This window comes from Streptomyces sp. NPDC013317, from assembly GCF_055563155.1.
Genome location: NZ_JBVHDX010000002.1, coordinates 104,849 through 130,248 on the forward strand (window position 1 = coordinate 104,849; position 25,400 = coordinate 130,248).

The following is a 25,400-nucleotide window of genomic DNA, read 5'->3' on the forward strand; positions in this document are numbered from 1 at the left end:
TGAGTGGCGGGGCGTGCGAAGTCGACCCGGTGACCCGGATCGCCATAGGAAGTGTACGGGACCCCGGGGGTGCCGGGTGACGGCGCTGTCCACAACCGGCCGGTAATCCACAGATATCAACCATGATCATCGCGAATCGGGCGGCTGCGGGACGGTGTCCCCATGCACCTCATGACGCACCTTCTTCTGGCCCTGGCGCTGACCTGGCCCCTGGGACCGCCGCGCCCGGAGCTCCTCCGTGGCTGGGAACCACCGGCCGGCCCGTACGCGGCCGGGCACCGCGGAGTCGACCTGGCCGCACCGGTGGGCACCCCGGTCCGCGCGGCGGCATCGGGCGTCGTCACGTTCGCGGGCCGGGTGGCCGGCCGCGGGGCCCTCACCATCACCGTGCCGGGCACCGGGGAGCCGCCGTTGCGCACGACGTACGAACCGGTGGAACCGCGCGTCACCGCCGGCACCGCCGTCACCCGCGGCGACCCGGTCGCCACGCTCGCGCCCGCGCCGCCCGGGAACCCCCACTGCCCGGAGTCCTGTCTGCACTGGGGCCTGCTGCGCGGGGACACCTACCTGAACCCCCTGCTGCTCCTGCACCGGGCCCCGTCGAGACTGCTTCCGGTGACGGATCAGCCACCGTTCCCGGAGGGCACGAGGTCGTAGAGGTAGGAACGGTCGCCCTTGAAGCTGCGCCACACGGTCGCCGGAGGTCCGGGCTCGTCGCCGGTGCCGTCGACGGGGTGGGCGGTGACGAGGCCGTCGGCGATCTCGCAGTGCCAGCCGAGGCCGGGCGTCCAGAGGCACCGCACCTGGCCGTCCGTGCGGCGGTACACCGGGCGGCCGTGCTGCTCGCCGTCCCTCGCGAAGAGATGGCGCAGGCCGTCGACGCGGCGCACGAAGGTGATCGAGGCGTGGGCCATCGGGGCGTGCTCCGGGGTCCGGTCCGTCACGGCCCGGTCAGCCGGTGGCGCCGCGGAGGGCCATGGAGACCGCGGCCTCCGCGATGGTGTCCGGGTCCTCGGCCGCGCCCAGTTCGATACGGCGCACCGCCGCGTCCACGATGCCCTGGAGGAGCATCGCGCCCAGGCGGGGCTGGGCCTGGCCCAGGTCGGCGAGGGCTTCGACGATCATGGCCACGAGCCCGCCGTGGGCGGCGCGGATCTTCTCGCGGGCACCGTCGTCGAGCTCGCTGGCGGAGATGGCGACGACCGCGCGGTGGCGCCGGTCGCCCACGAGCTGCAGCTGCGTGCGTACGTACGCCTCCACCTTGCCCTCGGCGGTGTCGGCCGCCGCCATCGCCGTCTCGACCTCGGCCGCCCAGACGGGGAAGTCGACGGCGCACAGCTCCTCGACCACGGCCGCGCGGGAGCGGAAGTACTCGTACACCGAGGAGCGGGCGAGGCCCGTGCGCTCGGCGAGGGCGGGGAAGGTCAGCGCCTCCGTACCTCCCTCGGACAGCAGGGAACGCGCGGCGTCCAGCAGGGCGCCGCGCTGCATCGTCCGGTGCTCGGCCACGGAGGCCGCTCGAATCCTGGGCACGGCTCCACCATACGACCGGCCGCGCGCGGTCAGCGTCCTACATCGGCCAGCTTGGCCCGCAGCTGCAGGACGGACTTGGTGTGGATCTGGCTGACACGGCTCTCGGTGACGCCGAGGACCTGGCCGATCTCGGCGAGCGTGAGGCCCTCGTAGTAGTAGAGCGTGACGACGGTCTTCTCCCGCTCGGGGAGGGTGTTGATGGCCCGGGCGAGGAGCCTGCGCAGCTCGCGGTCCTCGGCGACCTCGACCGGGTTGTCGGCCGCGGTGTCCTCCAGGGTGTCCATCAGCGACAGCCGGTCGCCGCCCTCGCCGCCCGCGTGGAGCAGCTCCTCCAGGGCGACGACGTTCGCCAGGGACAACTGGCTGAAAACCGCGTGCAGTTCCTCCAGGCCGATGTCCATCTCGGCCGCGACCTCGCTCTCGGTCGGGGTCCGGCGGAGCTTGGCCTCGAGGGTGGCGTAGGCCCGCTCGACGTTGCGCGCCTTCTGCCGGACGGAGCGCGGGATCCAGTCCAGGGCGCGGAGCTCGTCGATCATCGCGCCGCGGATGCGGGTGATCGCGTAGGTCTCGAACTTGATCGACCGCTCGACGTCGAACTTCTCGATCGCGTCGATCAGCCCGAAGACTCCGGAGGAGACGAAGTCGGCCTGTTCCACGTTGGAGGGCAGCCCCACGCTGACGCGGCCCGCGACGTACTTGACCAGCGGCGAGTAGTGCAGGATCAGCTGTTCCCGCAGCCGCTCGTCGCCCGTGTCCTTGTACGACCGCCACAGCTCGTCGAGCGATGTCGGTGCGGGAGGTCGCACGGTGCCCCGGGCTGCTGGGGGCACCGCAGCGCGGTCAGACCCGGAGGTGTGCTGGGGCATGCGTTGCCTTGAGCCGTTCTGCTGGCGGGTTGGTCGGTCTGGGTGTCCGGCAGGGAATCCTGGTGAGCGTAGCGTGACTGGACCGTCGCGGTGTGCGAACCTCTGCGGATCGCACCGCTCCGGGTGGCCGTCCTCGGCCACGCTTTCGAACCCGGACGGAGGCGCGCTTCGGCCGCCGGGGTGCGACCTGGAGAACTGGCTGGTTCATCACCATCACCATTTCACCCGAATGCTCCGGGTCAAGTACCGCCTCGCCGCACATTCGCCCCTTCCGTGGGGGTGTTCGTCAACCGCCAGTCATCTCCTTGCCGTTCGACGAACCCCAGGGAGTGCAGTTCGTAGAGTCGGGCCAGGGTGTCGTCGGTGGACGAGCCGGCCCGGTCGCCGATCGTGCTCACGGGCGCGGGGCGGCCCGCGGGCATGGCTTCGAGAACGCGGGCCGCATCGGGGCCGAGGAGGTCCCTCGGCAGGACGGGTCCGCGCCGCGCCGGGGCGAGTTGACCCATGTCCCCGACCAGTTCGATCACTTCGGCGGCGTCGGTGACGAGGGTGGCCTCGCCGCGCAGGAGTTCGTGGACGCCCGCGGAGAGACCGCTGGTGACGGCTCCGGGCACGCCCATGGTGTGGCGACCGAGCCGTGCTGCCGAGCGGGCGGTGACGAGAGAGCCGCTGCGGTACTCGGCCTCGACGACGACGGTGCCACGGGTCAGGGCGGCGATGACCCGGTTGCGGAGGATGAATCTGCTGGGTGTGGGGTGACTGCCGGGTGGCAATTCGCCGATGACGAGTCCCTGTTCGGCGATGCGTCCGATGAGTCCTGCATGGCCGCGGGGATAGGGGACGTCGACGCCGCAGGCGAGGACGGCGACGGTGGCGCCCTGTGCGGCGAGCGCTCCCCTGTGGGCCGCGCCGTCGACACCGAAGGCGGCGCCGGAGACGACGACCCAGCCCTGTTCGGCGAGTCCGGAGGCGAGCGTGGTGGCCATGTGGGCGCCGTAGGGGGTGCAGGCACGGGCGCCGACGACGGCGACGGAACGCAGCGCCCACGCCCTCAGGTCGGCGGGGCCCCGGATCCAGAGCCCGACGGGCCGGGCGTCGCCGAGGTCGTCGAGCTGGCGGGGCCACTCCGCGTCGCCGGGAACGACGAGCCGACCGCCGTGCGCCTCGGCGGTGTCCAGGTCCCGCCGCGGTTCCACGCCCGCGGCCCGGCGCCGCCACCCGTCGACCCGTTTCTCCCCGGTGCCGGGAGACAGGCCGTCCTCCCAGGCCCCCGCCGGGTCCCGCAGCCGCTCCAGGAGCCCCGGGGCCCCGTACTCCCGCAGCCACCGGCCGGCGTGGGTGTCACCGGGCTCGACGACACGGGTGAGGGCGGCGCGGGCGAGGCGTTCGGCGTCGGAGGTCATGAGCGGCCCCCCGCCCCCACCGCTACGCCCCGGGCGATGCCGGTACGCAGTTCGAGGGCCAGGTCGACGTCCTGGGCATCGGGCCGGTCGTGGCCCGCGAGGTCCGCGACGGTCCAGGCGACGCGCAGGACCCGGTCGAGGCCACGGGCGGTGAGCAGTCCGCGCTCGATGTCCCGCTCCGCCGCGGCGAGGGCTCCGGGGCCGACCAGGAAGCGGGTACGCAGTTCGTGACCCGGCACCTCGCTGTTGACGGTCCAGGGGGTGCCGGCGAGCCGGGCGGCGGTGCGGGCACGCGCCTCGCGGACGCGGTCGGCGACGGTGGCGGTGGGTTCGCCGCGTCCGCCCTGGCCGAGAAGGTCCGAGCGGGTGACGGGTTCGGCTTCGACCCGGAGGTCGATGCGGTCGAGGAGCGGACCGGAGAGCCGGGCCTGGTAACGGCGGATCAGGGAGGCGGGGCACTCGCAGCCGGCGCCGTGCAGGGTGTGCCGTCCGCAGGGGCAGGGGTTGGCGGCGAGTGCGAGCAGGAAGCGGGCGGGGAGCCGGACGACCCCGGCGGCGCGGGCGACGACGACGTGCCCGGATTCGAGGGGCTGCCGCAGGGCGTCGAGCGCCTTCCCGGAGAACTCCGGCGCCTCGTCCAGAAAGAGCACTCCGCGATGGGCGAGGGAGACGGCGCCGGGGCGCGGGAGTCCGTTGCCGCCGCCGACGAGGGACTGCATGGTCGCGGAGTGGTGGGGCGCGCAGTAGGGGGCTCGCCGTACGAGCGGTTCGCCGGGCGGGAGGATGCCGGCGACGGAGTGGACGGCGGTGACTTCCAGGGACTCCTGGCGCGTGAGGGGCGGCAGGATGCCGGGGAGCCGTTCGGCGAGCATGGTCTTGCCGGCGCCGGGCGGACCGGAGAGCAGCAGGTGATGGCTGCCCGCGGCGGCGACCTCCAGGGCGCGGCGAGCGCCGTGCTGGCCGGCGACGTCGGCGAGGTCGGGTCCGTCGAGCGGGTCGGCGGCGAGGCCGGTGCCCACACCGGCGCCGGGGACCAGGAGTCCGGCGAGCATGGCGTCGGGGCGCCCCTCCTCCGCGGGTTCCTCTTCGGGGACGGGTTCGTCGGAGAGGACGGCGATGAGCTGGCGCAGGCTGCGGACGCCGAGGACGGAGACCCCGGGGACGAGCGCGGCTTCGCCGGCCGTCTGTTCGGGGACGACGACCTGCCGGTAGCCGGCTTCGGCGGCGGCGAGGACGGCGGGCAGGACACCCCGTACGGGCCGGACGCGGCCGTCGAGGCCGAGTTCGCCGATGAGGACCAGGTCGGCGATGCCCCGGGGGTCGATCCGCTCGGCGGCGCCGAGCACTGCTGCCGCGACGGCGAGATCGAAACCGGAACCGCCCTTGGGGACGGAGGCGGGGCTGAGTCCGACGGTGAGCTTCTTCTGGGGCCATTCGGCGTCGGAGTTGACGATGGCGGCCCTGACGCGGTCGCGGCTCTCGGTGAGGCTCTTGTCGGGCAGTCCGACGAGGGTGAAGGCGGCGACTCCGGCCTCCAGATCGGCCTGGACCTCGACGACGACCCCTTCGACCCCGACGAGGGCGACGGAACAGGTGCGGGCGAATCCCATCACGCCACTCCCTGGGCGTGGGTGACGACCGGGGCACCCCGTCGGGGCAGGACGACACCGACGAGGTCGATGCGGACGCCCCCGTCGGGCGGTGGTCCGCCGTGGCGGTCGAGCCAGCAGGCCGCGAGTCGTTTGAGCCGGTCCGCCTTGACGGGGGTGACGGCGGCCATGGGGTGCTCGAAGGCGCCGTCCCGCCGGGTCTTGACCTCGCACACGACGACGGTGTCCCCGTCCCGGGCGACGATGTCGATCTCTCCGGTGCGTCCGCAGCGCCAGTTCCGCGCGAGGATGCTCATCCCGGCCTCGGTCAGCCTGCGGACCGCGAGCTGCTCGCCGTACCGCCCGAGGGCGCTCCTCGGGTTCGCGGGGCCCGATGCCCCCGGCCCGCTCGGCGTACTCGTCGTGCCTGACGTGCTCGTCGTGCTCGGCGTACCAGTCGTGCTCGGCGTACCAGTCGTACTCGTCGTGCCTGTCGTGCCTGACGTGCTCGTCGTACCGTTCGTCGTGTTCGATGCGCTCGGTGCGTTCATCGGTACCACCTCCGGCACCGACTGTGACGCCTCGCGACGTTCCGTGTGCGGGCCGGTGGACGGCCGAGCGCCGGTGGAAAACCTCGTCACTCGTCCGGGTGAATCACACCGGACCGCGGCATCAGCTGCCGGGAAGCTCCAGGTCGCTCTTGTTGAGCTCCTCGATGTTCACGTCCTTGAACGTGAGGACGCGAACCTGCTTGACGAACCTGGCCGGCCGGTACATGTCCCAGACCCAGGCGTCGGCCATGGACACCTCGAAGAACACCTCTCCCTGGACCGAGTGCACCTGCATCTCGTAGTCGTTGGTGAGGTAGAAGCGACGCTCGGTCTCGATCACGTATTTGAACAGCCCGACGACATCGCGGTACTCCCGGTAGAGCTTCAGCTCCATCTCGGTCTCGTACTTCTCGAGGTCCTCGGCGCTCATGGCATGTTCCCCTTCAGCCGTGCGTCCACCTATTGTGCGCCAGCCGCTCGTACCGTTAAGCGATTTCCGGGGCGAGCACCACCGGTGAACTCGGCGGTCCCTCGTCGAGCAGCCTGTGCAGCAGCTCGGCGAGTCTGGTCGGGTACACCGTCTCACGCGCCGCCGACAGTTCGGCGGAGGTCCACCACCTCAGCCCGGAGACACTGCGCTGCTCCAGTTCGGTGAGGCCGCCGGGGGCCATCACGGTCTGCCTGGTTCGTGCCAGGTAGTACCACTCGTCCTGGTCCCAGCGCCGCCCGTCGAACGGGAACGAGCAGAGTCGCTGCCAGAGGACCGGCCCCAGCTCGACGTCCGTGATCCCGGTCTCCTCGGCCAGCTCGCGCAGCACCGCCTCCTCCCGGGTCTCGTCGCCCTCCAGACCGCCACCGGGCGTGAACCACCAGGTCTGGGCCGGGTCGTCCGGCTCGTACCCGTGCATGAGGAGGATGCGGTCGTCGGGGTCGAGCAGAACGACCCGCGCCACCCGGCGCAGCTCCCGCCCGCCGAGCCCGAGCCGGTCCGGTCCACGGGCCGGACCCTCCGTACCCGCCACGCGGCCACCGTCTCCACTCGTCACGTGGGCTCCGCCTCCACCCGTCACGCGTCCACCGTCTCCCTGCCCGCCGACCGGTCTCCCTGGCGGCCTGCGGACCGTCCGCCCACCAGCCGCGCCACCGGGCCGTACGCGGCCCCGGCAAGGATCAGTACACACCCGCCGAGGATCGCGTAGAAGAGCGGCTCGACCGGGCCGCGCTCCGAGACCCCGCCCGGCAGCGCCGCGAAGGCGGTGGGACGCTCCACGAGCTCCGTCCCGGGCCAGGCGACGGCATCCACCCGCGCGGTCACCGCGGAGCTCGGCACCGAGCCGTGACCGGCCTCCTCCAGGTGGGTCCTGGAGTCGAGGGAGTTGTGGCGCTCGTCGCCGAGCAGGAAGAGCTTCCCCTCCGGCACGGCCGCGGAGAACTTCTGCCCCGAGGCGGGGGCGCCCGCCCTGGTGTACGGCTCCTCGATGGCCTTGCCGTCGACCGTGAGCCGCCCGTCCTTGTCGCAGCAGGCGACGGTGTCGCCGCCGACGCCGACGACCCGCTTGACCATGGGCACATCGCCCCAGAGCGGGTCGTTGAAGATCACGATGTCGCCGCGCCGTACCTCGTCGCCGTCGATCCGCTGCGCGAGGACCTTCGACCCGACGGCCAGGGCCGGCGTCATCGAGTCGCTGGGCACGCTGTACGGCTGGTAGACCACGGCTCCCCAGGCGAAGCCGCCGAGGAAGAGCACACAGCCGACGGCCACGACCAGCCCCGACAGCACACTGCCGAGGCGGCCGCGGCCGCCTTCCGTACGTATGTTTCCGCTCATCCCAGCGCTCCCCACCTCGAAGGTCGGTTCGACGATCTGGGACGGCACCCTACCCGGGCGCCCCTACTCGGCGGTATGCCGAGCGGTGAGCCTCTTCCGGCGCCACAGCACCAGCGGCAGCGCACCGGCCAGACCGGCCGCGCCGGGGGCGACGGCCAGCGCCTGGCTGAGCCCCGGCTGGTCGAAGGTCTCCGGCACGGGCAGCGTCGACCAGCGGGTGACCGGCCAGGCCACGAAGACGGCGCGGCCGACGACCTGGTCGTTCGGGACGGTGCCGCCGCCGGCGAGGTTCTGGTGGTAGCGGGAGTCCAGCGAGTTCTGCCGGTTGTCGCCCATCACCCAGATGCTGTCCTTGGGGATGGTGATCGGCCCGAAGGGCTTGTCACCGCAGGGCGAGGAGCCGGGGTAGGTGTACGCGGTCTCCTCCAGCGCCTTGCCGTTGAGGATGACCTTGCCGCCCTCCTTGCAGGAGACCGTGTCGCCCCCCACCGCGATGACCCGCTTGATCAGGTCCTTCTCCTCGGCGGACGGCATCAGGCCGATGAAGGAAAGGAACTCCTGGAGCACGTTCGGGTCGGGGGTGGGCTCGCCCTCCAGCCAGCCGCCCGGGTCGTGGAAGACGACGACCTCGCCGCGCTCCGGCTCGGAGCCGAACCACGGGGTCAGCTTGTCCACCAGGACCCGGTCGCCACGCTGCAGCGTGTTCATCATCGAGTCCGAGGGGATCGAGAACGCCTGCACCAGGAAGGTCTTGATCAGCAGCGCGAGCAGCAGCGCGATACCGATCAGCAGCGGCAGTTCCTTCCAGAAGGAACGCGGCTGCCTGGGAGCGTCGTCGCTCTCCCCGTCCTCGCCGCCCTGTCCGGTGCCCTCGGCGTCGGCCGCGCCGTCCGCGGGGTCGGCGTCCGACCGGCCACCGGAGTCATCCCTCATGGCCACCGACGACTCGGCGAGGCGGTCGGGCCTCTCCTCGGGATCGTCGTGTCCGGATCGTGCGCCGACGGCCACATCCCCCACATCCACTCCTCAGTCCGTGCAAATGCCCGCCCCAGAACAGGGACAGGCCCACCACTCCCATAACGAGCGGGAGTTCCGCAGGGGTCGGGAGCCAGGGCATTCCGTTCAGATTCCGCGAAGACACACTATGCGACACACCGCCGGCGGACACAGCTCCCGAACGACCGTCCGGTACGGCCGCAAACGTGTCCGGCTCCTCCAGGCGCCGCCAGTGGCTCACCGGCCAGACGATGCCCACCGCACGGCCGACGACGTCGTCGACGGAGATCGTCCCCTGGTCCTTCTCCTCCAGGTGGAAGCGCGAGTCGGCGGAGTCCGAGCGGTGGTCGCCCAACACGAAGATCCGGCCCTGGGGCACCGTCACCTTGAACTTGATCTTCGAGGGTTCGTTTCCCGGGTGCAGGTACGGCTCGTCGAGCGGTACGCCGTTGACCGTGACCCGCCCGTCCTTGTCGCAGCAGGCGACGGTGTCCCCGCCGACGGCCACCACGCGCTTGATCAGGTCCTGCTCGTCGGCCGACGGCAGCAGTCCGATGAACGTCAGGGCCTGCTTGACCTGCTTGACGCCGACCGGGTCCTCGGCGGGCGGCCCGGCGTCCTGGAGCCAGTTGCCGGGGTCCTTGAAGACGACGACGTCACCGCGCTGCGGAGTGGAGCCGAACCAGGGGGTGAGCTTGTCGACCACGACGCGGTCGTCGATCCGGATCGTCTGTTCCATCGAGCCGGACGGGATGACGAACGCCTGGACCAGGAAGGTCTTCAGGACGAGCGCGATGAGCACCGCGACCATGACGAGGAGCGGGATCTCCTTGACGGCCGAGCGCTGCCGCCGGCGCTTGACCTTGCGGGCGAGCCTGCGACGCTCCGCCCGCCCGGGCATCGGACGGCCGCTCTCCGTGGGCCGCGTGCCGGTGGGCAGCGGGGTGTCGGCGCGGTGCCCGGCCGCCCTGCCGCGGTTACCCATGACCGCCTGCCGCGGGAGCGGGTACGCCGTCGAAGGCGCCGGTCTCCGGCACACCGGACCAGCGGCCGAAGGGCCAGCCGATCCAGTCGGCGCGGCCGATCACCTGCTCGACGGGCACCATGCCGCCGCCCGGCTGACCGAGGTGGTCGCGGGAGTCGCTCGACTGACTGCGGTGGTCGCCCATCACCCACAGAGTGCCCTGCGGTACGACGATGTCGAAGGGGACCTTAGACGGCGCGTCGCCCAGTTGGACGTACCACTCCTCGACGGGAGTGCCGTTGACGGTGAGCCGGCCGTTCGCGTCGCAGCAGACGACGCGGTCGCCGCCGACGCCGACGACCCGTTTCACGAAGTCGGTCTCGGCGGGCTCGGCGAGGCCGAGGGCCGCGGCGGTGCCGTGCAGGAGCCCGGTGACCGGGTTCTCCTCGGGCACCTCCTGGAGGAACGATCCGGTGCCGTCGAAGACGACGACGTCCCCGCGGCGGGGCTGGTCGCCGAACCGGTACGCCAGCTTGTTCACCAGGATCCGGTCCCCGACCTGGAGCGTCGGCTCCATGGAGCGGCTGGGGATCAGGAAGGGCTGCAGCACGAAGTGACCGAGGAGCAGCAGGAAGAGAACACAGGCGCCGCCGAGGACCCCCGTACGGCGCCAGGACCATCTGGACCGACCCGGCCCGGATATACGCGCGGAGCGCGACCGCTCCTCCGTCTCGGAGGAGCGGTCGCGCTCCGTGTGCTGTGCTTCGGTGTCCATCGAGGGCAGAGCCTATCCGGCCACCCTGTGAGTCAGTGCTCCGAAGCCCCGCGCGAACGGTGAGCCGGAGCTCAGTTGTCGCGCTTCTCCTTGATCTTGGCAGCCTTGCCGCGCAGCTCACGCAGGTAGTAGAGCTTGGCGCGACGGACGTCACCGCGGCTGACGAGCTCGATCTTCTCGAAGATCGGGCTGTTCACCGGGAAGGTGCGCTCGACGCCGACGGAGAACGAGACCTTGCGGACCGTGAAGGTCTCGCTGACGCCCGAACCCTGGCGGCGGATGACGACACCCTTGAACTGCTGGATACGGGAGCGGTTGCCCTCGATGACGCGCACGTGGACGTTCACGGTGTCGCCGGGACGGAAGGCGGGGAGGTCGGAGCGGAGCGAAGCCGCGTTGACCGAGTCGAGCAGGGAGGCCATGGTGGTCTCTTTCCTCGCTGATGCCACAGGTCATCAGCGGAACGTTCGAAGAAGACGGTGAAGCGCCGTGCGTACCGGGCGGGCGTCGTCCCCCTGTGGCAGGGGCGCTCGTCGGACACACAGCAGCGGTCTATTCTTCCACGGCGTCGGCCCTGCGCCAAAATCGGCCGCCGGGCTCCGGGGCCCAGCCCAGCAGGGAGAGCATCTCCCGGTCCTTCTTGTCGAAGGCGGAGGGGTCGCAGCGCTCGATCAGGTCGGGCCGGTTCGCCACCGTCCGCCGGAACGCCTCGTCGCGGCGCCAGCGGGCGATCTTCCCGTGGTGCCCGCTGAGGAGTACGTCGGGGATGGCGCGGCCCCGCCACTCGGGGGGCTTGGTGTAGACGGGGCCTTCGAGGAGGTTGGCCATGGCGCCGGGGGCGAAGGAGTCGTCCCGGTGCGACTCGGCGTTGCCGAGGACGCCGGGCAGCAGCCGCGCCACGGCCTCGGTGACGACCAGGACGGCGGCCTCCCCACCGGCCAGGACGTAGTCGCCGATGGAGACCTCGTAGACGGGCATCCGGGTCGCGTACTCGTCCATGACCCGCCGGTCGATGCCCTCGTAGCGGGCCGGCGTGAAGATCAGCCAGGGACGCTCGGAGAGCTCCACGGCGAGCTCCTGGGTGAACGGGCGCCCGCTGGGCGTGGGGACGACCAGGACGGGTCCGTGCGCGCCGGCCTCGAAGCCGTCGGCGAGGATCTGGTCCAGGGCGTCGCCCCAGGGCTCGGTCTTCATGACCATGCCGGGGCCGCCGCCGTAGGGGGTGTCGTCGACCGTGTTGTGCCGGTCGTAGGTCCACTCCCGCAGGTCGTGGACGTGGACATCGAGCTGCCCACGCGCGCGTGCCTTGCCGACCAGGGAGACGTTCAGCGGCTCCAGGTACTCGGGGAAGATCGTGACGACGTCGAGCCGCATCAGGACTCTTCCTCGCGGGAGGAGGCGATCTCGGCACGGTCGTCGATCAGCCCGGGCGGGGGCGCGATGACGGCCCGCTGCAGCTCCAGGTCGATCTCGGTGACGATCTCCTCGACGAAGGGGATCATCAGCTCGGTGCCGTCGGGCCGCTCGACGATGAAGAGGTCCTGGGACGGCAGATGGGAGATCTCGGTGATCCGGCCGATCTCGGTGCCGTCGGCGAGGACGACGTCCAGGTCCATGAGCTGGTGGTCGTAGTACTCGTCGTCCTCCTCGGGCCGCTCGTCGGGGTCGACGTCGGCGATGAGCAGGGTGTTGCGCAGGGCCTCGGCGCCGTTCCGGTCGCGTACGCCCTCGAAGCGGACGAGCAGGCGACCGCTGTGGACGCGGCCGGTCTCGATGGTCAGGGGTCCCGCGGAGGCGGGATCGGTGAGCAGGACCGCTCCGGGGCTGAGCCTCAGCTCGGGCTCGTCCGTCCGTACCTCGACGGTGACCTCGCCCTTGATGCCGTGGGCGCGGCCGACCCGCGCGACTACCAGCTGCACGACTTCATTCTCTCCTGTCCGACGACGACGGGCCGGGGTGGACCCGAAGGCCCTCCCCGGCCCGTGCCGGTGTGTCCAACTTGCTTCAGCGGACCTGGTCCACGTCGACGAGGTCGACACGGATGCCACGGCCGCCGATGGCGCCCACGACGGTACGCAGCGCACGCGCGGTGCGGCCGTTGCGGCCGATCACCTTGCCGAGGTCGTCGGGGTGGACCCGGACCTCCAGCACGCGGCCACGGCGCAGGTTGCGCGAGGCGACCTGCACATCGTCGGGGTTGTCGACGATGCCCTTCACGAGGTGCTCGAGAGCCTCCTCGAGCATGCTCAGGCCTCGGTCGACTCGGTGGACGCGGCCTCGGCCTCGTCCGCCTTCTTGTCGGCCTTCTTCGCCTTCGGGGTGATGGCCTCACCCTTGGCGTCGTCGCCCTCGAGGGTCTTGGCGAACGCGTCGAAGGAGGCGCGCTTGTCCTCCTTCGTCGCCGGCTGCAGCAGCGGCGCCGGGGCCGGGAGGCCCTTGTGCTTCTGCCAGTCGCCGGTGAGCTTCAGGATGGCGAGGACCGGCTCGGTCGGCTGGGCGCCGACGGACAGCCAGTACTGCGCGCGGTCCGAGTCGACCTCGATCTTCGACGGGTTGTACGTCGGGTGGTACAGACCGATCTCCTCGATCGCACGACCGTCCCGGCGGGTGCGGGAGTCGGCGACGACGATGCGGTAGTGCGGCTGGCGAATCTTGCCGAGGCGCTTGAGCTTGATCTTGACTGCCACTGGAGTGGTGTCTCCTGGTCTTGACGTGGTTGGGCACATGAGATGCCACGTGGGGTTGCGGTACTCGGGTGCCCGATGGACGCGTCAGCCGGAGGAGAGAGGGGTCCTGTGCGACTGTCGAGTACAGCTAGCCATTGTGCCACACGCCCGTGGCGCCCCTGACCCGGGCGGGTCAGGGGTCAGCCGGCCGCGCCCACCGATTCCGGGATACGGAAGGGCTTGCCGCAGCCTCCGCAGACGATCGGGGCCTGGGCGAGCACCGAGGGGACCACGCGCACGTTGCGACCGCAGTCGCAGACGGCCTTCACGCGCACTCCGCCGCCGGAGGAGCCGTGGCGGGCGGCGGGGCCGCGGAAGGAGCGCTTGGTGTCCGAGGCCGTCGCGACGGTGTGGGCCTTGAGGGCCCGCTGCAGCCGCTCCATCGTGGGCCTGTACCGCCGCTTCGCCTCGGGGTTGAGCGTGACCAGGGAGAAGCCGCTGCTGGCGTGCGGCTCCTCGGGGTGGTCCAGGCCCATCTCCTCGGCGATCGCCAGGAATCTGCGGTTGTGGTAGCGGCCGGCGCGTGAGGTGTCGCGGACACCTCGGGCGGCGGCGATGCCGTGGACTGCCTCGTGGAGCAGCCGTTCGAAGGAGAGCTCGGCGCCGCAGGCGGACGACGACTCTCCGATCAGGGACTCGGGCGCGGCAAGATCGGGCAGTTCGGGGTGGTGCCGCTGAATGTCGGCCCACGCCTGTGCCAGCTCTGCGGCGAGAACAGGTGGTGTCGTGCTCACGTCGCGTACAACGAGCCGACGCGCTCCCGGGTTCCATTCCGGGGCATCCCAAATATTTTGCACGTACCCGTCAGTTGCCCTTGATGTGTCCGGACGAGGGTCAGTGCGTCGAACTGCGGAGAAGTCGCGCAGCTCGCGTCAAGGTGGTGCGTAGCGGCGCATACGCCCCGGCGCGTAGAGGTGGTGCACGCGCCCCGGGGGTCGATGCAGGGACAGTACCCGTTCGGGCGTCAAATCGGCGCACCACCCCCTCCCCGAAGGGGAAGTGGTGCGGCGCGAGCACTGGACGCGGGCACGGATCGGCAGTTCCCTGACATACGGGGGGATGCGGGCACCTGCTTCACGGGGGCTGTCGACCAGGCACTGATTGGGGCGCTTTCCATGACACCTACGCTCGTCCCGCACCACCCCGCGCGCGACTGGGCCGAGATCCAGGAACGCATGCTCGTACCGCTCTACGAGGCGGTGTACGACCGGCTCGAGGTGGGCCCCGGCTCACGGGTCCTGGGGCTCGGCTGCGGATCGGGCCTCGCGCTGCTGATCGCGGCCTCGCGCGGCGCGCGGGTCACCGGCGTGGACCGGGACCACGCGCGCGTGGAGCTGGCGCGGGAGCGGATTCCGGAGGAGACGGGGCACACGGTCGTCGAGGGCGGCCCGGCGGATGTGGGCGCTGTGGCCCACGAGCCGTTCGACGTGATCACGGCCTTCCACGCCTCGGCGGAACTGGGGCGGGACCTCGCCGGCGTCACCCATCTGGCCCAGCCGGGTGCGGCCGTCGTACTGGCGGGCTGGGGGCCGCCCGAGCGGTGCGCGACGGCATCGGTGCTGAAGGTCGCGGCGCGGCTGACGGGCTGGCGTCCGGCGTTCCGCGACGACCTGGAGGACGTGGTGGCGCGGGCGGGTCTGAAGCCGGACGGCTCGGGCCGGGTGTCCTGCCCGTTCGGCTACGCGGACCCGGACAGCGCGGTGCGGGGCCTCGTCTCGACGGGCGACTTCGACGCGGCGATCCGCGCGACGGACCCGGACCAGGTCGAGAAGGAGATCACGGAGGCTCTGCAGCCGTACGTCCGCCACGACGGCACGGTCTGGATGCCGAACGTCTTCCGCTACCTGATCGCCCGGGTGCGGTAGCCGCGCGTCAGGAGTCCTTGTCCGGGCGGGTGATGCCCGCGGCGCGGTACGCGGCGGCCTCCTCCAGGGTCTCGTTCGCCAGGAGGGCGGTCGCCAGGGCGTCGAGTTTCTCGCGGTTCTCGCGGAGCTGGCGGACGGCGCTCTCATAGCACTCGTCGACGATCCGGCGCATCTCCTCGGCCACCATGTCGAGGGTCGCGGGGGCCGCCGAGAGGCCGTACGCCTGCTGCGCGTCCCCGGGGATGGCCGTGAGGCGGCCGACGCGCTCGCTCATGCCCCAGCGGCCCGCCATGCCGCGGGCGATGTTGGTGACCTGCTCCAGGTCGCTCTCGGCGCCCGTGGTGACGACTCCGAAGACGACCTGCTCGGCGGCCATGCCGCCGAGCGCGCCGATGATCCGGCCGCGCAGGTACTCCTCGGTGTACGCGTACTTGTCGGCGTCCGGCGTGGAGAGCGTGACGCCGAGGGCGCGCCCGCGCGGCACGATCGTGATCTTGCGGACGGGGTCCGCGCCGGGCTGGAGCATCCCGAGCAGGGCGTGGCCGCTCTCGTGGTACGCGGTGCGGCGCCGCTCCTCCTCCGGCATCACCAGCGGCCGCTCGGCGCCGAGCTGGACCTTCTCCAGGGCGTCGGACAGGTCGGACGCGGTGACCGCCTTCTGCTGCCGCTTGACGGCCAGGAGGGCGGCCTCGTTGGCGAGGTTGGCGAGCTCCGCGCCGGTCATCCCCGGAGTCGTCCGGGCGACCTGGACCAGGTCGACGTCCTGGGCGAGCGGGATGTCCCGGGTGTGGATCCTGAGGATGGCCTCGCGGCCCCCGCGGTCGGGAGGGTTCACGTGCACGATCCGGTCGAAGCGGCCGGGCCGGGTGAGCGCCGGGTCGAGCACGTCGGCGCGGTTGGTCGCGGCGAGGACGATGACGCCCTCCGAGCCGGTGAAGCCGTCCATCTCCGTCAGGATCTGGTTGAGGGTCTGTTCGCGCTCGTCGTGGCCGCCCATGCCGGAGCCGCCGCCCCGCGCGCGGCCGATGGTGTCGATCTCGTCGATGAAGATGATGGCCGGGGCGACCTTGCGGGCCTCGGCGAAGAGCTCGCGGACCCGCGAGGCCCCGACGCCGACGATCATCTCGATGAACTCCGACGCGGAGGCGGAGAAGAACGGCACGCCGGCCTCCCCGGCGACCGCCCGGGCGAGGAGGGTCTTGCCGGTGCCGGGCGGTCCCGCGAGGAGCACGCCGCGCGGCATCCTGGCGCCCATGTCGCGGTAGGCGGAGGGGTTCTTCAGGAAGTCGACGACGTCGTTGAGTTCGCCCTCGACCTCGTCGATCCCGGCGACGTCCTCGAAGGTGGTGCGCCGGACGCCGGCTTCGAGCTCGACGGGTCTGGGCGGGGCCTTGCGGCCGAGCATGCCGCCCGCGCCGCCCATCCCGCTCATCCGGCGGGCGATGAAGATCCACAGCGCGACGAGCAGCAGCATCGGTGCCAGCGCGATCAGCAGGTTGGCGAGGAAGCTGCGCTCCTGGACGACGGGCTCGGCGGTGACCGTGACGCCCTTCGCGGTCAGCTCGTTCCAGAGCTCGTCGTCGGCGAACGCGGGCCGCTGGGTGACGAACTTGGAGTAGTCGCCCTTGTCCCCGTTGGGCAGCGGCTGTTTGTTCTTCAGCTCGCCCTGGATCGCGTCGCCCTTGGAGTAGATCTTGGTGACGTTGCCCGCGTTCACCTGCTTGCTGAACTCGGTGTACGAGATCGTCGGCTCGTCGCCCCGGTTGAAGAACGACAGCACGAGGTTGGCGATGAGATAGACGACCAGGGCGGCGAGGACGAGCCCGCCCCACCCGCCGGGCATCTTCCTCTTCGGCGGCTGCGGCGGCGGTGCCCCCTCCGAGCGCCAGGGCTGGTCGGTCCGGTCGCGCGGAGGTACGGAGTTGGGCACGCTGCTCTCCTCACACCGACGGTCGGGCCCGGCCCCCAGTATCGAAAGGCAGGACGATCCCGGCATGTCAGGCGGGGTGAAGGAGTGAAAAGGGGCCCGGAGCGGTTTCACACCGCTCCGGGCCCCTTCGGGAACCTGCTCAGCCCATGAACTTCTTGAACTCGTCCGGCAGCTCGAAGTCGCCGGGGTTCTGCCCGGGCGCCGGGAGGCCGAACGCCCCGCCCTGCTGCGCCTGCTCGCGGCGGGCCTGGGCGGCCTCCTCCTCGGCCTTGCGCTTCATCGGGTTGCCGCTCTTGCGCTTGCCCTTGGCCTGCTTGATCTGCTTCTTCTGGCGGCCGGGGCCGCCGCCCATGCCCGGGATGCCGGGCATGCCCGGCATGCCGCCGCCCTGGGCCATGCGGGACATCATCTTGCGGGCCTCGAAGAAGCGCTCGACGAGCCCCTTCACCGCGCTGACCTCGACGCCGGAGCCCTTGGCGATACGTGCGCGGCGCGAGCCGTTGATGATGGTCGGGTCCTGGCGCTCGCCCGGCGTCATCGACTTGATGATCGCGGCCGTGCGGTCGACGTCCCGCTCGTCGATGTTGTTGATCTGCTCCTTCATCTGCGCCATGCCGGGGAGCATCCCGAGCAGCTTGGAGATGGAGCCCATCTTGCGGACCTGTTCCATCTGGGCGAGGAAGTCGTCGAGCGTGAACTCCTGGCCCTTCTTGGACGCCAGCTTGGAGGCCATCTTGGCGGCCTCTTCCTGGCTGAAGGTCTGCTCGGCCTTCTCGATAAGCGAGAGCATGTCGCCCATGCCGAGGATGCGGGACGCCATGCGGTCCGGATGGAACGCGTCGAACTCGTCCAGCTTCTCGCCGTTGGAGGCGAACATGATCTGGCGGCCGGTGACGTGCGCGATGGAGAGCGCGGCACCGCCTCGGGCGTCGCCGTCGAGCTTGGAGAGCACGACGCCGTCGAAGCCGACGCCGTCGCGGAAGGCCTCGGCGGTGTTGACCGCGTCCTGACCGATCATGGCGTCGACGACGAAGAGGACCTCGTCCGGGCTGACGGCGTCGCGGATGTCCGCGGCCTGCTGCATCAGCTCCTGGTCGATGCCGAGGCGGCCGGCGGTGTCGACGATGACGACGTCGTACAGCTTGGTCCGCGCGTACTCGATCGAGTCCTTCGCGACCTGGACGGGGTCACCGACGCCGTTGCCCGGCTGCGGGCCGTAGAACGCCACGCCCGCGCGCTCGGCGACGACACCGAGCTGGGTGACGGCGTTGGGGCGCTGGAGGTCGCAGGCGACGAGCAGCGGGGAGTGGCCCTGGCTCTTGAGCCAGAGGCCGAGCTTTCCGGCGAGGGTGGTCTTACCGGCACCCTGGAGACCGGCGAGCATGATCACGGTGGGCGCGGTCTTGGCGAACCGCAGGCGCCGGGTCTCGCCGCCGAGGATGCCGATGAGCTCCTCGTTGACGATCTTGATGACCTGCTGGGCGGGGTTCAGCGCCTGGGAGACCTCGGCGCCGGCGGCCCGCTCCTTGACCTGCTTGATGAAGGCCCGGACGACGGGCAGCGCGACGTCGGCCTCGAGGAGGGCGATCCGGATCTCGCGCGCGGTGGCGTCGATGTCCGCCTCGGACAGGCGGCCCTTGCCCCGGAGGTTCTTGAATGTCGCTGCAAGGCGGTCGGAGAGGGTATCGAACACGGCGGTCGCGGATCCTCGGTGTCGGGGGCAGGCGGACAGATTGCCCTCAAGGGTATCTGGCCGCTCGAAGGACGTGCCCCCGCCCGCCGAAACCGGTGGGCGAGGTCACGGGAACCCCCGCGGGCGCGGGGAGCGGATTTCGGCACCGGTGGCCCGGTCCGTGACCTGAGGGTCACCCCCGCACGTGCGGGGAGCGCCCCCCTCGACGCCGGGCGCGTCCCCGGCTCGACGAGCGGCGCGCCCCCCGTGTCACGGATCACCTCAGCGCCTTCTCCAGCGCCTGCGCCACGTCCGCGGCCTCCTCCTCCGCCAGGAGGGAGCCGTCGGGACGGGTCACGTACAGCGTGTCCACCGCGTTCGCGCCCAGGGTCGAGACGTGGGCGCTCCTGACCCGCACCTCGGCGCCCTCCAGCGCCCGGCCGATGCGGTGGAGCAGTCCGGGGGCGTCCTGGGCGCGGACCTCGATGACGGTGGCGAGCCGGGAGTCCGCGGCGGCGACGGTGACGCGGGGCGGCGGGGCGGTGAGGCCGCGCCGCCGGGGGTAGGCGGCGTCGCGCTCGGCGAGCCTGGCGGGGATGTCGAGGCTGCCGTCCAGGGCCCGTACGAGATCGGCGCGGAGCCGGGAGGCCTGCGGCAGGGAGCCGTACTCGGCGGCCACGCGCCAGTTCAGGACCAGGACGGCGCCGGCGCCGGCGCCGAGCGGGGTGGGGAGCTCGACGGCGCGCAGGTCCGCGGCGCGCACGGTGAGCCGGTGCAGCGCGAGGACGCCGGCCGCGGCGGGCAGGACGCCGGGCTGGTCGGGCAGGGCGATGAGGAGCTCGACGCCCACCGGTTCCGGTTCGCCGTCCTCGGGGGCGCTCTCGGGCTGGGTGTGCAGGGCGAGGACCGGCTCTCCGGTCCGCAGCGCCTCGATGGCGAGGCGTTCCTGTTCGGCGCTGGTCGCGGCGGGCTCGGGCTCCGCCGCGGGCTCTCCGGCGAGAACGGCCCCGACCCGTTTGACGAGGTCGGCGACGAGGGAGGCGCGCCAGGTGGACCAGGCGGCCGGGCCGGTGGCCAGCGCGTCGGCCTCGGTGAGGGCGTGCAGCAGTTCCAGGGCCCCGGTGGTGCCGACGGCGGAGGCGACGGCCTCGACGGTGGCGGGGTCGTCCAGGTCGCGCCGGGTCGCGGTCTCGACGAGCAGCAGGTGGTGGCGTACGACGGTGGCGACGACGGCCACGTCGGCGCGGTCGAAGCCGATCCGGGTCGCGAGGTCGCGGGCGATGGTCTCGCCGGCCACGGAGTGGTCGCCGGGCCAGCCCTTGCCGATGTCGTGCAGGAGCGCGGCGACGAGCAGCAGGTCGGGCCGGCCGACGCGGCGGGTCAGCGAGGAGGCCCGTACGGCGGTCTCGACGAGGTGCCGGTCGACGGTCCAGGTGTGGACGGGGTTGCGCTGCGGGCGGCAGCGGACGCGCTCCCAGTCGGGCAGGAGCCGGGTGACGAGACCTTCGGCCTCCAGCGCCTCCCAGACGGGCACGGTGGGCTCCCCCGCGCCGAGCAGGGTGACGAGCTCCTCGCGCGCCTCGGCGGGCCAGGGCACCGGCAGGGGCTTGGCGGCGGCCGCCAGACGGCGTACGGCGTGGAGGGAGAGCGGGAGCCCGGACTGGGCGGCGGCGGCCGCGGCGCGCAGCGGCAGCACCGGGTCGCGGTCGGGCTTGGCGCTGAGGGCGAGGACGGCCTCGCCGTCCATCTCGACGACGCCTTCGGCGAGCGGGGTGCGTTCGACGGGAGGCCTTCCGCCGCCCGAGCGGCCGCCCAGGAGGCCGCGGAAGCGGGGGCGTGCCGAGCGGGCCTTCAGGACCCGGTTGACCTCGCGCCAGGTGACGTCGGTGGCGTACGAGATGATCCGCGCCGCTTCGTACACCTCGCGGAGCAGGGTGTCGGCGTCGAGGAGGCCGAGCTCGTCGGCGACGGCGCCCTGTTCCTGGAGGGCGAGCCGGTCGGTGGCCCGTCCGGTGGCGAGGTGGAGCGCGTCGCGGGCGTCGAGGAGGCGGCGGCGGGCCTCGTCGAGGCCCTCGCGCGGGGCGTCGGCGAGCCAGGAGGCGGCGACGGCTCGCAGGACCTGGGCATCGCGGAGCCCTCCTCTGGCCTCCTTGAGGTCGGGTTCGAGAAGAAACTGCAGCTCCCCCATGCGCTCGGCGCGCTCGCGGCAGAGCGCGTCCAGCTCCGGAAGCCGTTTCGGCGCCTGGTTGCGCCAGTCGGCGAGGACGGCGGTGCGCAGTCCCGCGACGAGTCCGAGGTCGCCGGCGACCGGCCGGGCGTCGAGGAGGCCGAGCTGGACCTTGAGGTCGTCCCCGGCGGTCCTGCGGGCCTCGGCGGGGGTGCGGACGGAGTGGTCGAGGGCGAGGCCGAGGTCCCAGACCGGGTACCAGATCCGGTCGGCGAGGCCGGCGACCGTGCCCGCGTCGGCGGTGCCGTCGTGCAGCAGGAGCAGGTCGAGGTCGCTGCGCGGGGAGAGTTCGCCGCGCCCGTAGCCGCCGACGGCGACGAGCGCCACCCCTCGTGGCGGCCCGGCGGCGGTGAACAGTCCGGTCAGCCAGTCGTCCGTGAGCCGGGCCAGGGCGGCACGGCGCGGCGGCCCGGACCGCCCCTTCTCGGTGAGAAGGCGCAGCCGGGCCGCCGCGTAGCCGCTGGGTCCCGAGTCTTCCGCTCGTGTGCTCGTGTCGACGCTCGTCACCCAGCAGCTCCTTACGTGCTCCGTGCCTACAGTGCGTCCGGACCGCGTTCGCCGGTGCGGACCCGTACGGCGGTCTCGACCGGCACGCTCCACACCTTGCCGTCACCGATCTTGCCGGTCCGGGCCGCCTTGACCACGACGTCGATGAGCTGTTCGGCGTCGTCGTCCTCGACGAGGACCTCGATACGGATCTTGGGGACGAGGTCGACCGTGTACTCGGCACCGCGGTAGACCTCGGTGTGGCCGCGCTGGCGGCCGTACCCGCTGGCCTCGGTGACCGTGAGGCCCTGGACTCCGAAGGCCTGGAGGGCCTCCTTGATCTCGTCCAGCCGGTGCGGCTTCACGACTGCGGTGATGAGCTTCATGCGTCCACCTTCTTGGTCTCCGTAGCTGCCGGGGCGGGCGCGGCGGTGGAGCGCGAGGAGGCGCCGCCGCCGGCTCCGCTGAAGTCGTACGCGGTCTCGGCGTGCTCGACCTGGTCGATGCCGGAGACCTCGTCGTCCTCGCTGACCCGCATGCCCATCGTCTTGTCGATGATCAGCGCGAGGATCGCGGAGGCGATCAGAGAGTAGGCGAGGACGGCGACGACGCCGATGGCCTGCTTGCCGAGCTGCTCCAGGCCGCCGCCGTAGAAGAGGCCCTTGGCGTCGGACTGGACGCCGCCGGTGGCGAAGAAGCCGACGAGCAGGGAGCCGATGACACCGCCGACCAGGTGGACGCCGATGACGTCCAGGGAGTCGTCGTAGCCGAACCTGTACTTCAGGCCGACGGCCATGGCGCAGAGCAGACCGGCGATGGCGCCGATGGCGATCGCGCCGAGCGGGGAGCAGGAGCCGCCCGAGGGGGTGATGGCGACGAGGCCGGCGACGGCGCCGGAGGCCGCGCCGAGCGTGGTGAAGGAGCCGTGGCGGATCTTCTCGTAGAGCAGCCAGGCGAGCATGGCGGCGGCGGTGGCGACCTGGGTGTTGACGAACATCACCGCGCCGACGCCGTCGTCGTTGCCGAGCCACGAGCCGGCGTTGAAGCCGAACCAGCCGAACCAGAGCAGACCGGCGCCCAGCATGACCAGCGGGAGGCTGTGCGGGCGCATCGGGTCCTTCTTGAAGCCGACGCGCTTGCCGATGACGAGGATCACGCCGAGGGCCGCGGCACCGGCGTTGATGTGGACCGCCGTACCGCCGGCGAAGTCGATGACGCCCATCTCGAAGAGCCAGCCGCCGGCGCCCCAGACCCAGTGGGCGACGGGGAAGTAGACGACGGTGACCCAGAGGGCGATGAAGAGGGCCCAGGCGGTGAACTTCACCCGGTCGGCGAGGGCGCCGCTGATCAGGGCCGGGGTGAGGATGGCGAACATCAGCTGGAAGACGGCGAAGACGTACACCGGGATGGTGTAGCCGTCCCACAGCTCGGTGACGCCGATGCCGCTGAGGCCGACGTACTCGGAGGACCAGCCGATGAGCGATCCGGAGTCGGTGCCGAAGGCGATGCTGAAGCCGTAGAGCACCCAGAGGATCGTGACGATCCCGAGGCTGATGAAGCTCATCATCAGCATGTTCAGGGTGGACTTGACGCGGACCATGCCTCCGTAGAAGAAGGCGAGTGCCGGGGTCATCAGCATGACCAGGGCGGAGCAGATGAGCATGAACCCGGTGTTGGCGGCAGACAGCTCGGGGGCGTCTGCGGCCAGGGTCGTGATGGCTGGTGCCATCGGCGTCTCCTCGTCGTCGGTACGGCCTGTGCGGGGGCGGGGCCGGAGAGCGGCTTGGCCGTGAGGGGTGGCCGGTTATGCGCCAGAGATTCGCGCAGCGCGGTTTCCGCCGATGCCGCCCGATGTTTCGCCGCAGTGACGAAGGGTTGGGGCGTGTTACGCCGTTGTGAACCCCCGGGTCACGGGCGTGTAACGGAGAGAGGCCCCTGGCCCGCGTGACGGGCGGGAGCGGCGCCGGTCCGGGGCGCGGGAAAGGGACCGGCCGCGACAGACGTCCCGGTTGTCCTGGCGGCGGGGGAGCCGAGTCGGTCAGTACGGGAACGCTGTCGCGGCCGGGGTCGGGAAGGCCGGGGTCCGGAAGAGCCGGAGGGCCGGGTACTCAGACCGCCTCGGCGGTCTCGGGCAGCAGCGCGGTCAGCCGGTCGGTGAGCTGGACGACCTCGGCGACGTCGCGGAAGTCGCGTGCGGCGGTGTCGACCGTCTTGCGCAGCCGGGTGTTCACGCGCTCGGAGCGGACGCTCCTGGCGACGCCGAGCGCCTTCTCGACCAGCACGGCGGACTGCTCGGGCTCGCGCTTGAGGAGGTGCACGGTGGCCATGCCGATGAGGTTGAGGGCGTACGAACGCTGGTGCTCGGGGTCCTTCTCGAAGAGCGTGACGGCCCGCTCCATGACGGGCTCGGCGAGCGAGGCGTACGTCGGGGAGCGCCCCGCGACGTAGGCGAGGTCCCGGTAGGAGTGGGAGTTCTCGCCGTTGAGTTCCGCCTCGGAGAAGAAGCGGATCCAGTCGGGCTCCGGCTCGCCGTCGAGGCCGACGTCGGAGAAGGTGTCCTCGGCCATCCGTACGGCCCGCTTGCACTTGGACGGCTGGCCCATGTTGGCGTAGGCACGGGCCTCCATCGCATACAGCATGGCCTGGGTGCGCGGGGTGGCGCAGTCTCGACTCCCGTACTGGGCGAGGTGGATGAGTTCGAGGGCGTCGTCCGGCCGGCCGAGGTGGATCATCTGGCGGCTCATGGAGGAGAGGATGTACGAGCCGAGCGGCTTGTCCCCGGCCTCCTTGGCGGCGTGCAGGGCGAGGACGAAGTACTTCTGGGCGGTGGGCTGCAGGCCGACGTCGTAGCTCATCCAGCCGGCCAGCTCGGCGAGCTCGGCCGCGCAGGTGAAGAGGCGCTGCGCGGTGGCGGCCGGCTGGGGCTCCTGGAGCAGGTCGGTGACCTCGTGGAGCTGGCCGACGACGGCCTTGCGGCGCAGTCCGCCACCGCACTGGGCGTCCCACTGGCGGAACATCGCCGTGGTGGATTCGAGCAGGTCGAGTTCGATAGCGGAGAGCTTGACCGGGCGATGGCCGTCGGCGGCCGGCTCGGCCGGAAGGGGCTCCCCGGGCGGGGTGGGGACGAGCCAGCGCTGCATGGGCTCGATGAGGGAGGGGCCGGCGGCGAGCGCGAGGGAGGTGCCGAGGAAACCGCGCCGGGCGAGCATCAGGTCGCTGCGGGAGAACTCGCTGAGCAGGGCGACGGTCTGTGGGCCGGCCCAGGGCAGGTCGACTCCGGAGACGGACGGGGCCTGGTGGGCCGCGCGCAGCCCGAGGTCCTCGACGGCCACGACCGAGCCGAACCTCTCGGAGAACAGTTCCGAGAGGATCCGCGGGATGGGTTCGCGGGGCTGCTCGCCGTCGAGCCAGCGGCGGACGCGCGAGGTGTCCGTGGAGATGTGGTGCGCACCCATCTGGCGCGCCCTGCGGTTCACTTGGCGCGCCAGTTCGCCCTTGGACCAGCCGCTCCGCACGAACCACGAGCTGAGCTGCTCGTTCGGGCGCTTGCCGGCAGTCGTACCGTCTGCGCCGTTGCCGCCCACAGGAACGCCCCCATCCACGTCGAGACTCTGTTGCGCGAACCCCTATCAGAATGCCGTGTCTTGCGGCTCCCGTCCGGAGGTTCCACTCCTTCGAACAGGAAACCGGGTTGCCTCCGGCATACCCACGCGCGCAAGCAACTCCGGGTTCGAGCACCGAAAGTAATCCTACGATCACCCGTCCTGCGAGGCGGATTCAAGAAACGCCACCATTCGCCACCCCTTCGAATGAACTCCCCTGCCGCCGAACGCGATTCACTTGACATGCGACGGAACCATGGTCGGCGGACCGTAGCGCGAGGAGGCGCGCGCCACGGTTGCGCACCACCTCGCCCGCGACCGAGCGCCACCCGGGGCGACGGAGCGTGACCGTGGGGATCCGGGTCGTAACCACCGGCGCTTCCGACC

The 25,400-nt window shown here is 71.8% G+C and carries 26 protein-coding genes; 2 read left to right on the forward strand and 24 right to left on the reverse strand.

The genetic code is table 11. From position 1 onward, the window contains the following. Positions 1 to 171: 171 nt before the first annotated feature. On the forward strand, positions 172 to 657 hold the full coding sequence (locus ACZ3IJ_RS05205; RefSeq protein WP_467466350.1) for a M23 family metallopeptidase: 486 nt from the start codon (positions 172 to 174) through the stop codon (positions 655 to 657). On the opposite strand, the gene ACZ3IJ_RS05210 is transcribed toward ACZ3IJ_RS05205, so the two are convergent. The 18 genes from ACZ3IJ_RS05210 to ACZ3IJ_RS05295 all read right to left on the reverse strand — a co-directional run bounded on the left by ACZ3IJ_RS05210 (position 624) and on the right by ACZ3IJ_RS05295 (position 13,965). Continuing rightward, on the reverse strand, positions 624 to 944 hold the full coding sequence (locus ACZ3IJ_RS05210) for a hypothetical protein (RefSeq protein ID WP_467466351.1): 321 nt from the start codon (positions 942 to 944) through the stop codon (positions 624 to 626). The genes ACZ3IJ_RS05205 and ACZ3IJ_RS05210 overlap by 34 nt on opposite strands. Before the next feature lie 7 nt (positions 945 to 951). After that, positions 952 to 1,509 (reverse strand): TetR/AcrR family transcriptional regulator, encoded by a 558-nt coding sequence (locus tag ACZ3IJ_RS05215; protein WP_467466927.1) that lies wholly within the window; start codon positions 1,507 to 1,509, stop codon positions 952 to 954. A 53-nt stretch (positions 1,510 to 1,562) separates the two neighbouring features. After that, positions 1,563 to 2,399 carry an RNA polymerase sigma factor WhiG gene (whiG, locus tag ACZ3IJ_RS05220; protein WP_361603659.1) on the reverse strand — a complete coding sequence of 279 codons (837 nt, stop codon included), beginning with the start codon at positions 2,397 to 2,399 and terminating at the stop codon, positions 1,563 to 1,565. Positions 2,400 to 2,638: 239 nt separating this feature from the next. Continuing rightward, positions 2,639 to 3,802, reverse strand: a complete 1,164-nt coding sequence (gene dprA / locus ACZ3IJ_RS05225; RefSeq protein WP_467466352.1) for a DNA-processing protein DprA — start codon at positions 3,800 to 3,802, stop codon at positions 2,639 to 2,641. Then, complete coding sequence (locus ACZ3IJ_RS05230) at positions 3,799 to 5,412, reverse strand: YifB family Mg chelatase-like AAA ATPase (protein ID WP_467466353.1); 1,614 nt, start codon at positions 5,410 to 5,412, stop codon at positions 3,799 to 3,801. Before ACZ3IJ_RS05230 ends, dprA begins: the two co-directional genes overlap by 4 nt. Next, positions 5,412 to 5,723 carry a YraN family protein gene (locus tag ACZ3IJ_RS05235; RefSeq protein WP_467466928.1) on the reverse strand — a complete coding sequence of 104 codons (312 nt, stop codon included), beginning with the start codon at positions 5,721 to 5,723 and terminating at the stop codon, positions 5,412 to 5,414. The genes ACZ3IJ_RS05230 and ACZ3IJ_RS05235 overlap by 1 nt, the downstream gene beginning before the upstream one ends. 340 nt (positions 5,724 to 6,063) lie before the next feature. Beyond that, on the reverse strand, positions 6,064 to 6,372 hold the full coding sequence (locus ACZ3IJ_RS05240) for a DUF2469 domain-containing protein (RefSeq protein ID WP_005311352.1): 309 nt from the start codon (positions 6,370 to 6,372) through the stop codon (positions 6,064 to 6,066). A 55-nt stretch (positions 6,373 to 6,427) separates the two neighbouring features. After that, positions 6,428 to 6,904 carry an NUDIX hydrolase gene (locus tag ACZ3IJ_RS05245; RefSeq protein ID WP_467466929.1) on the reverse strand — a complete coding sequence of 159 codons (477 nt, stop codon included), beginning with the start codon at positions 6,902 to 6,904 and terminating at the stop codon, positions 6,428 to 6,430. A 104-nt stretch (positions 6,905 to 7,008) separates the two neighbouring features. Next, complete coding sequence (lepB, locus tag ACZ3IJ_RS05250; RefSeq protein ID WP_467466354.1) at positions 7,009 to 7,770, reverse strand: signal peptidase I; 762 nt, start codon at positions 7,768 to 7,770, stop codon at positions 7,009 to 7,011. Positions 7,771 to 7,833: 63 nt separating this feature from the next. Then, the gene (gene lepB, locus ACZ3IJ_RS05255; RefSeq protein ID WP_467466930.1) at positions 7,834 to 8,778 is read right to left on the reverse strand and encodes a signal peptidase I; all 945 of its coding nucleotides are present in this window, start codon (positions 8,776 to 8,778) and stop codon (positions 7,834 to 7,836) included. Further along, the gene (gene lepB / locus ACZ3IJ_RS05260; protein ID WP_467466355.1) at positions 8,693 to 9,751 is read right to left on the reverse strand and encodes a signal peptidase I; all 1,059 of its coding nucleotides are present in this window, start codon (positions 9,749 to 9,751) and stop codon (positions 8,693 to 8,695) included. The genes lepB (ACZ3IJ_RS05255) and lepB (ACZ3IJ_RS05260) overlap by 86 nt, the downstream gene beginning before the upstream one ends. Continuing rightward, positions 9,744 to 10,505, reverse strand: coding sequence for a signal peptidase I (gene lepB / locus ACZ3IJ_RS05265; RefSeq protein WP_467466356.1), 762 nt, complete (start codon positions 10,503 to 10,505; stop codon positions 9,744 to 9,746). Before lepB (ACZ3IJ_RS05265) ends, lepB (ACZ3IJ_RS05260) begins: the two co-directional genes overlap by 8 nt. A 71-nt stretch (positions 10,506 to 10,576) precedes the next feature. Next, positions 10,577 to 10,927: a 50S ribosomal protein L19 gene (rplS, locus tag ACZ3IJ_RS05270; protein WP_315893860.1), complete on the reverse strand. Its 351-nt coding sequence runs from the start codon at positions 10,925 to 10,927 to the stop codon at positions 10,577 to 10,579. Positions 10,928 to 11,057: 130 nt separating this feature from the next. Then, on the reverse strand, positions 11,058 to 11,879 hold the full coding sequence (trmD, locus tag ACZ3IJ_RS05275; protein WP_467466357.1) for a tRNA (guanosine(37)-N1)-methyltransferase TrmD: 822 nt from the start codon (positions 11,877 to 11,879) through the stop codon (positions 11,058 to 11,060). After that, the gene (rimM, locus tag ACZ3IJ_RS05280) at positions 11,879 to 12,424 is read right to left on the reverse strand and encodes a ribosome maturation factor RimM (RefSeq protein WP_467466358.1); all 546 of its coding nucleotides are present in this window, start codon (positions 12,422 to 12,424) and stop codon (positions 11,879 to 11,881) included. The genes trmD and rimM overlap by 1 nt, the downstream gene beginning before the upstream one ends. A gap of 85 nt (positions 12,425 to 12,509) precedes the next feature. Next, positions 12,510 to 12,749 carry an RNA-binding protein gene (locus ACZ3IJ_RS05285; protein ID WP_005311361.1) on the reverse strand — a complete coding sequence of 80 codons (240 nt, stop codon included), beginning with the start codon at positions 12,747 to 12,749 and terminating at the stop codon, positions 12,510 to 12,512. A 2-nt stretch (positions 12,750 to 12,751) separates the two neighbouring features. Next, positions 12,752 to 13,192, reverse strand: coding sequence for a 30S ribosomal protein S16 (gene rpsP / locus ACZ3IJ_RS05290; RefSeq protein WP_260227749.1), 441 nt, complete (start codon positions 13,190 to 13,192; stop codon positions 12,752 to 12,754). 179 nt (positions 13,193 to 13,371) lie between these two features. Next, positions 13,372 to 13,965 carry a hypothetical protein gene (locus ACZ3IJ_RS05295; RefSeq protein ID WP_391798239.1) on the reverse strand — a complete coding sequence of 198 codons (594 nt, stop codon included), beginning with the start codon at positions 13,963 to 13,965 and terminating at the stop codon, positions 13,372 to 13,374. Positions 13,966 to 14,346: 381 nt separating this feature from the next. Here ACZ3IJ_RS05295 and ACZ3IJ_RS05300 point away from each other — a divergent pair, with 381 nt between their 5' ends. Then, positions 14,347 to 15,096: a class I SAM-dependent methyltransferase gene (locus ACZ3IJ_RS05300; RefSeq protein WP_467466359.1), complete on the forward strand. Its 750-nt coding sequence runs from the start codon at positions 14,347 to 14,349 to the stop codon at positions 15,094 to 15,096. A 7-nt stretch (positions 15,097 to 15,103) separates the two neighbouring features. Here ACZ3IJ_RS05300 and ftsH read toward each other — a convergent pair whose 3' ends face one another. The 6 genes from ftsH to nsdA all read right to left on the reverse strand — a co-directional run bounded on the left by ftsH (position 15,104) and on the right by nsdA (position 24,995). Next, on the reverse strand, positions 15,104 to 17,026 hold the full coding sequence (gene ftsH, locus ACZ3IJ_RS05305) for an ATP-dependent zinc metalloprotease FtsH (RefSeq protein WP_467466361.1): 1,923 nt from the start codon (positions 17,024 to 17,026) through the stop codon (positions 15,104 to 15,106). 139 nt (positions 17,027 to 17,165) lie between these two features. Then, entirely contained in the window at positions 17,166 to 18,719 is a 1,554-nt protein-coding gene (gene ffh / locus ACZ3IJ_RS05310; protein WP_467466363.1) for a signal recognition particle protein, read from the reverse strand. A 256-nt stretch (positions 18,720 to 18,975) separates the two neighbouring features. Further along, positions 18,976 to 21,432, reverse strand: a complete 2,457-nt coding sequence (locus tag ACZ3IJ_RS05315; protein WP_467466364.1) for a [protein-PII] uridylyltransferase — start codon at positions 21,430 to 21,432, stop codon at positions 18,976 to 18,978. Between the two features lie 26 nt (positions 21,433 to 21,458). Further along, positions 21,459 to 21,797 (reverse strand): P-II family nitrogen regulator, encoded by a 339-nt coding sequence (locus ACZ3IJ_RS05320; protein ID WP_101390346.1) that lies wholly within the window; start codon positions 21,795 to 21,797, stop codon positions 21,459 to 21,461. Further along, positions 21,794 to 23,140 (reverse strand): ammonium transporter, encoded by a 1,347-nt coding sequence (locus ACZ3IJ_RS05325; protein WP_391798244.1) that lies wholly within the window; start codon positions 23,138 to 23,140, stop codon positions 21,794 to 21,796. Before ACZ3IJ_RS05325 ends, ACZ3IJ_RS05320 begins: the two co-directional genes overlap by 4 nt. A 379-nt stretch (positions 23,141 to 23,519) precedes the next feature. Continuing rightward, on the reverse strand, positions 23,520 to 24,995 hold the full coding sequence (gene nsdA / locus ACZ3IJ_RS05330; RefSeq protein WP_467466932.1) for a transcriptional repressor NsdA: 1,476 nt from the start codon (positions 24,993 to 24,995) through the stop codon (positions 23,520 to 23,522). Positions 24,996 to 25,400: the final 405 nt, after the last annotated feature.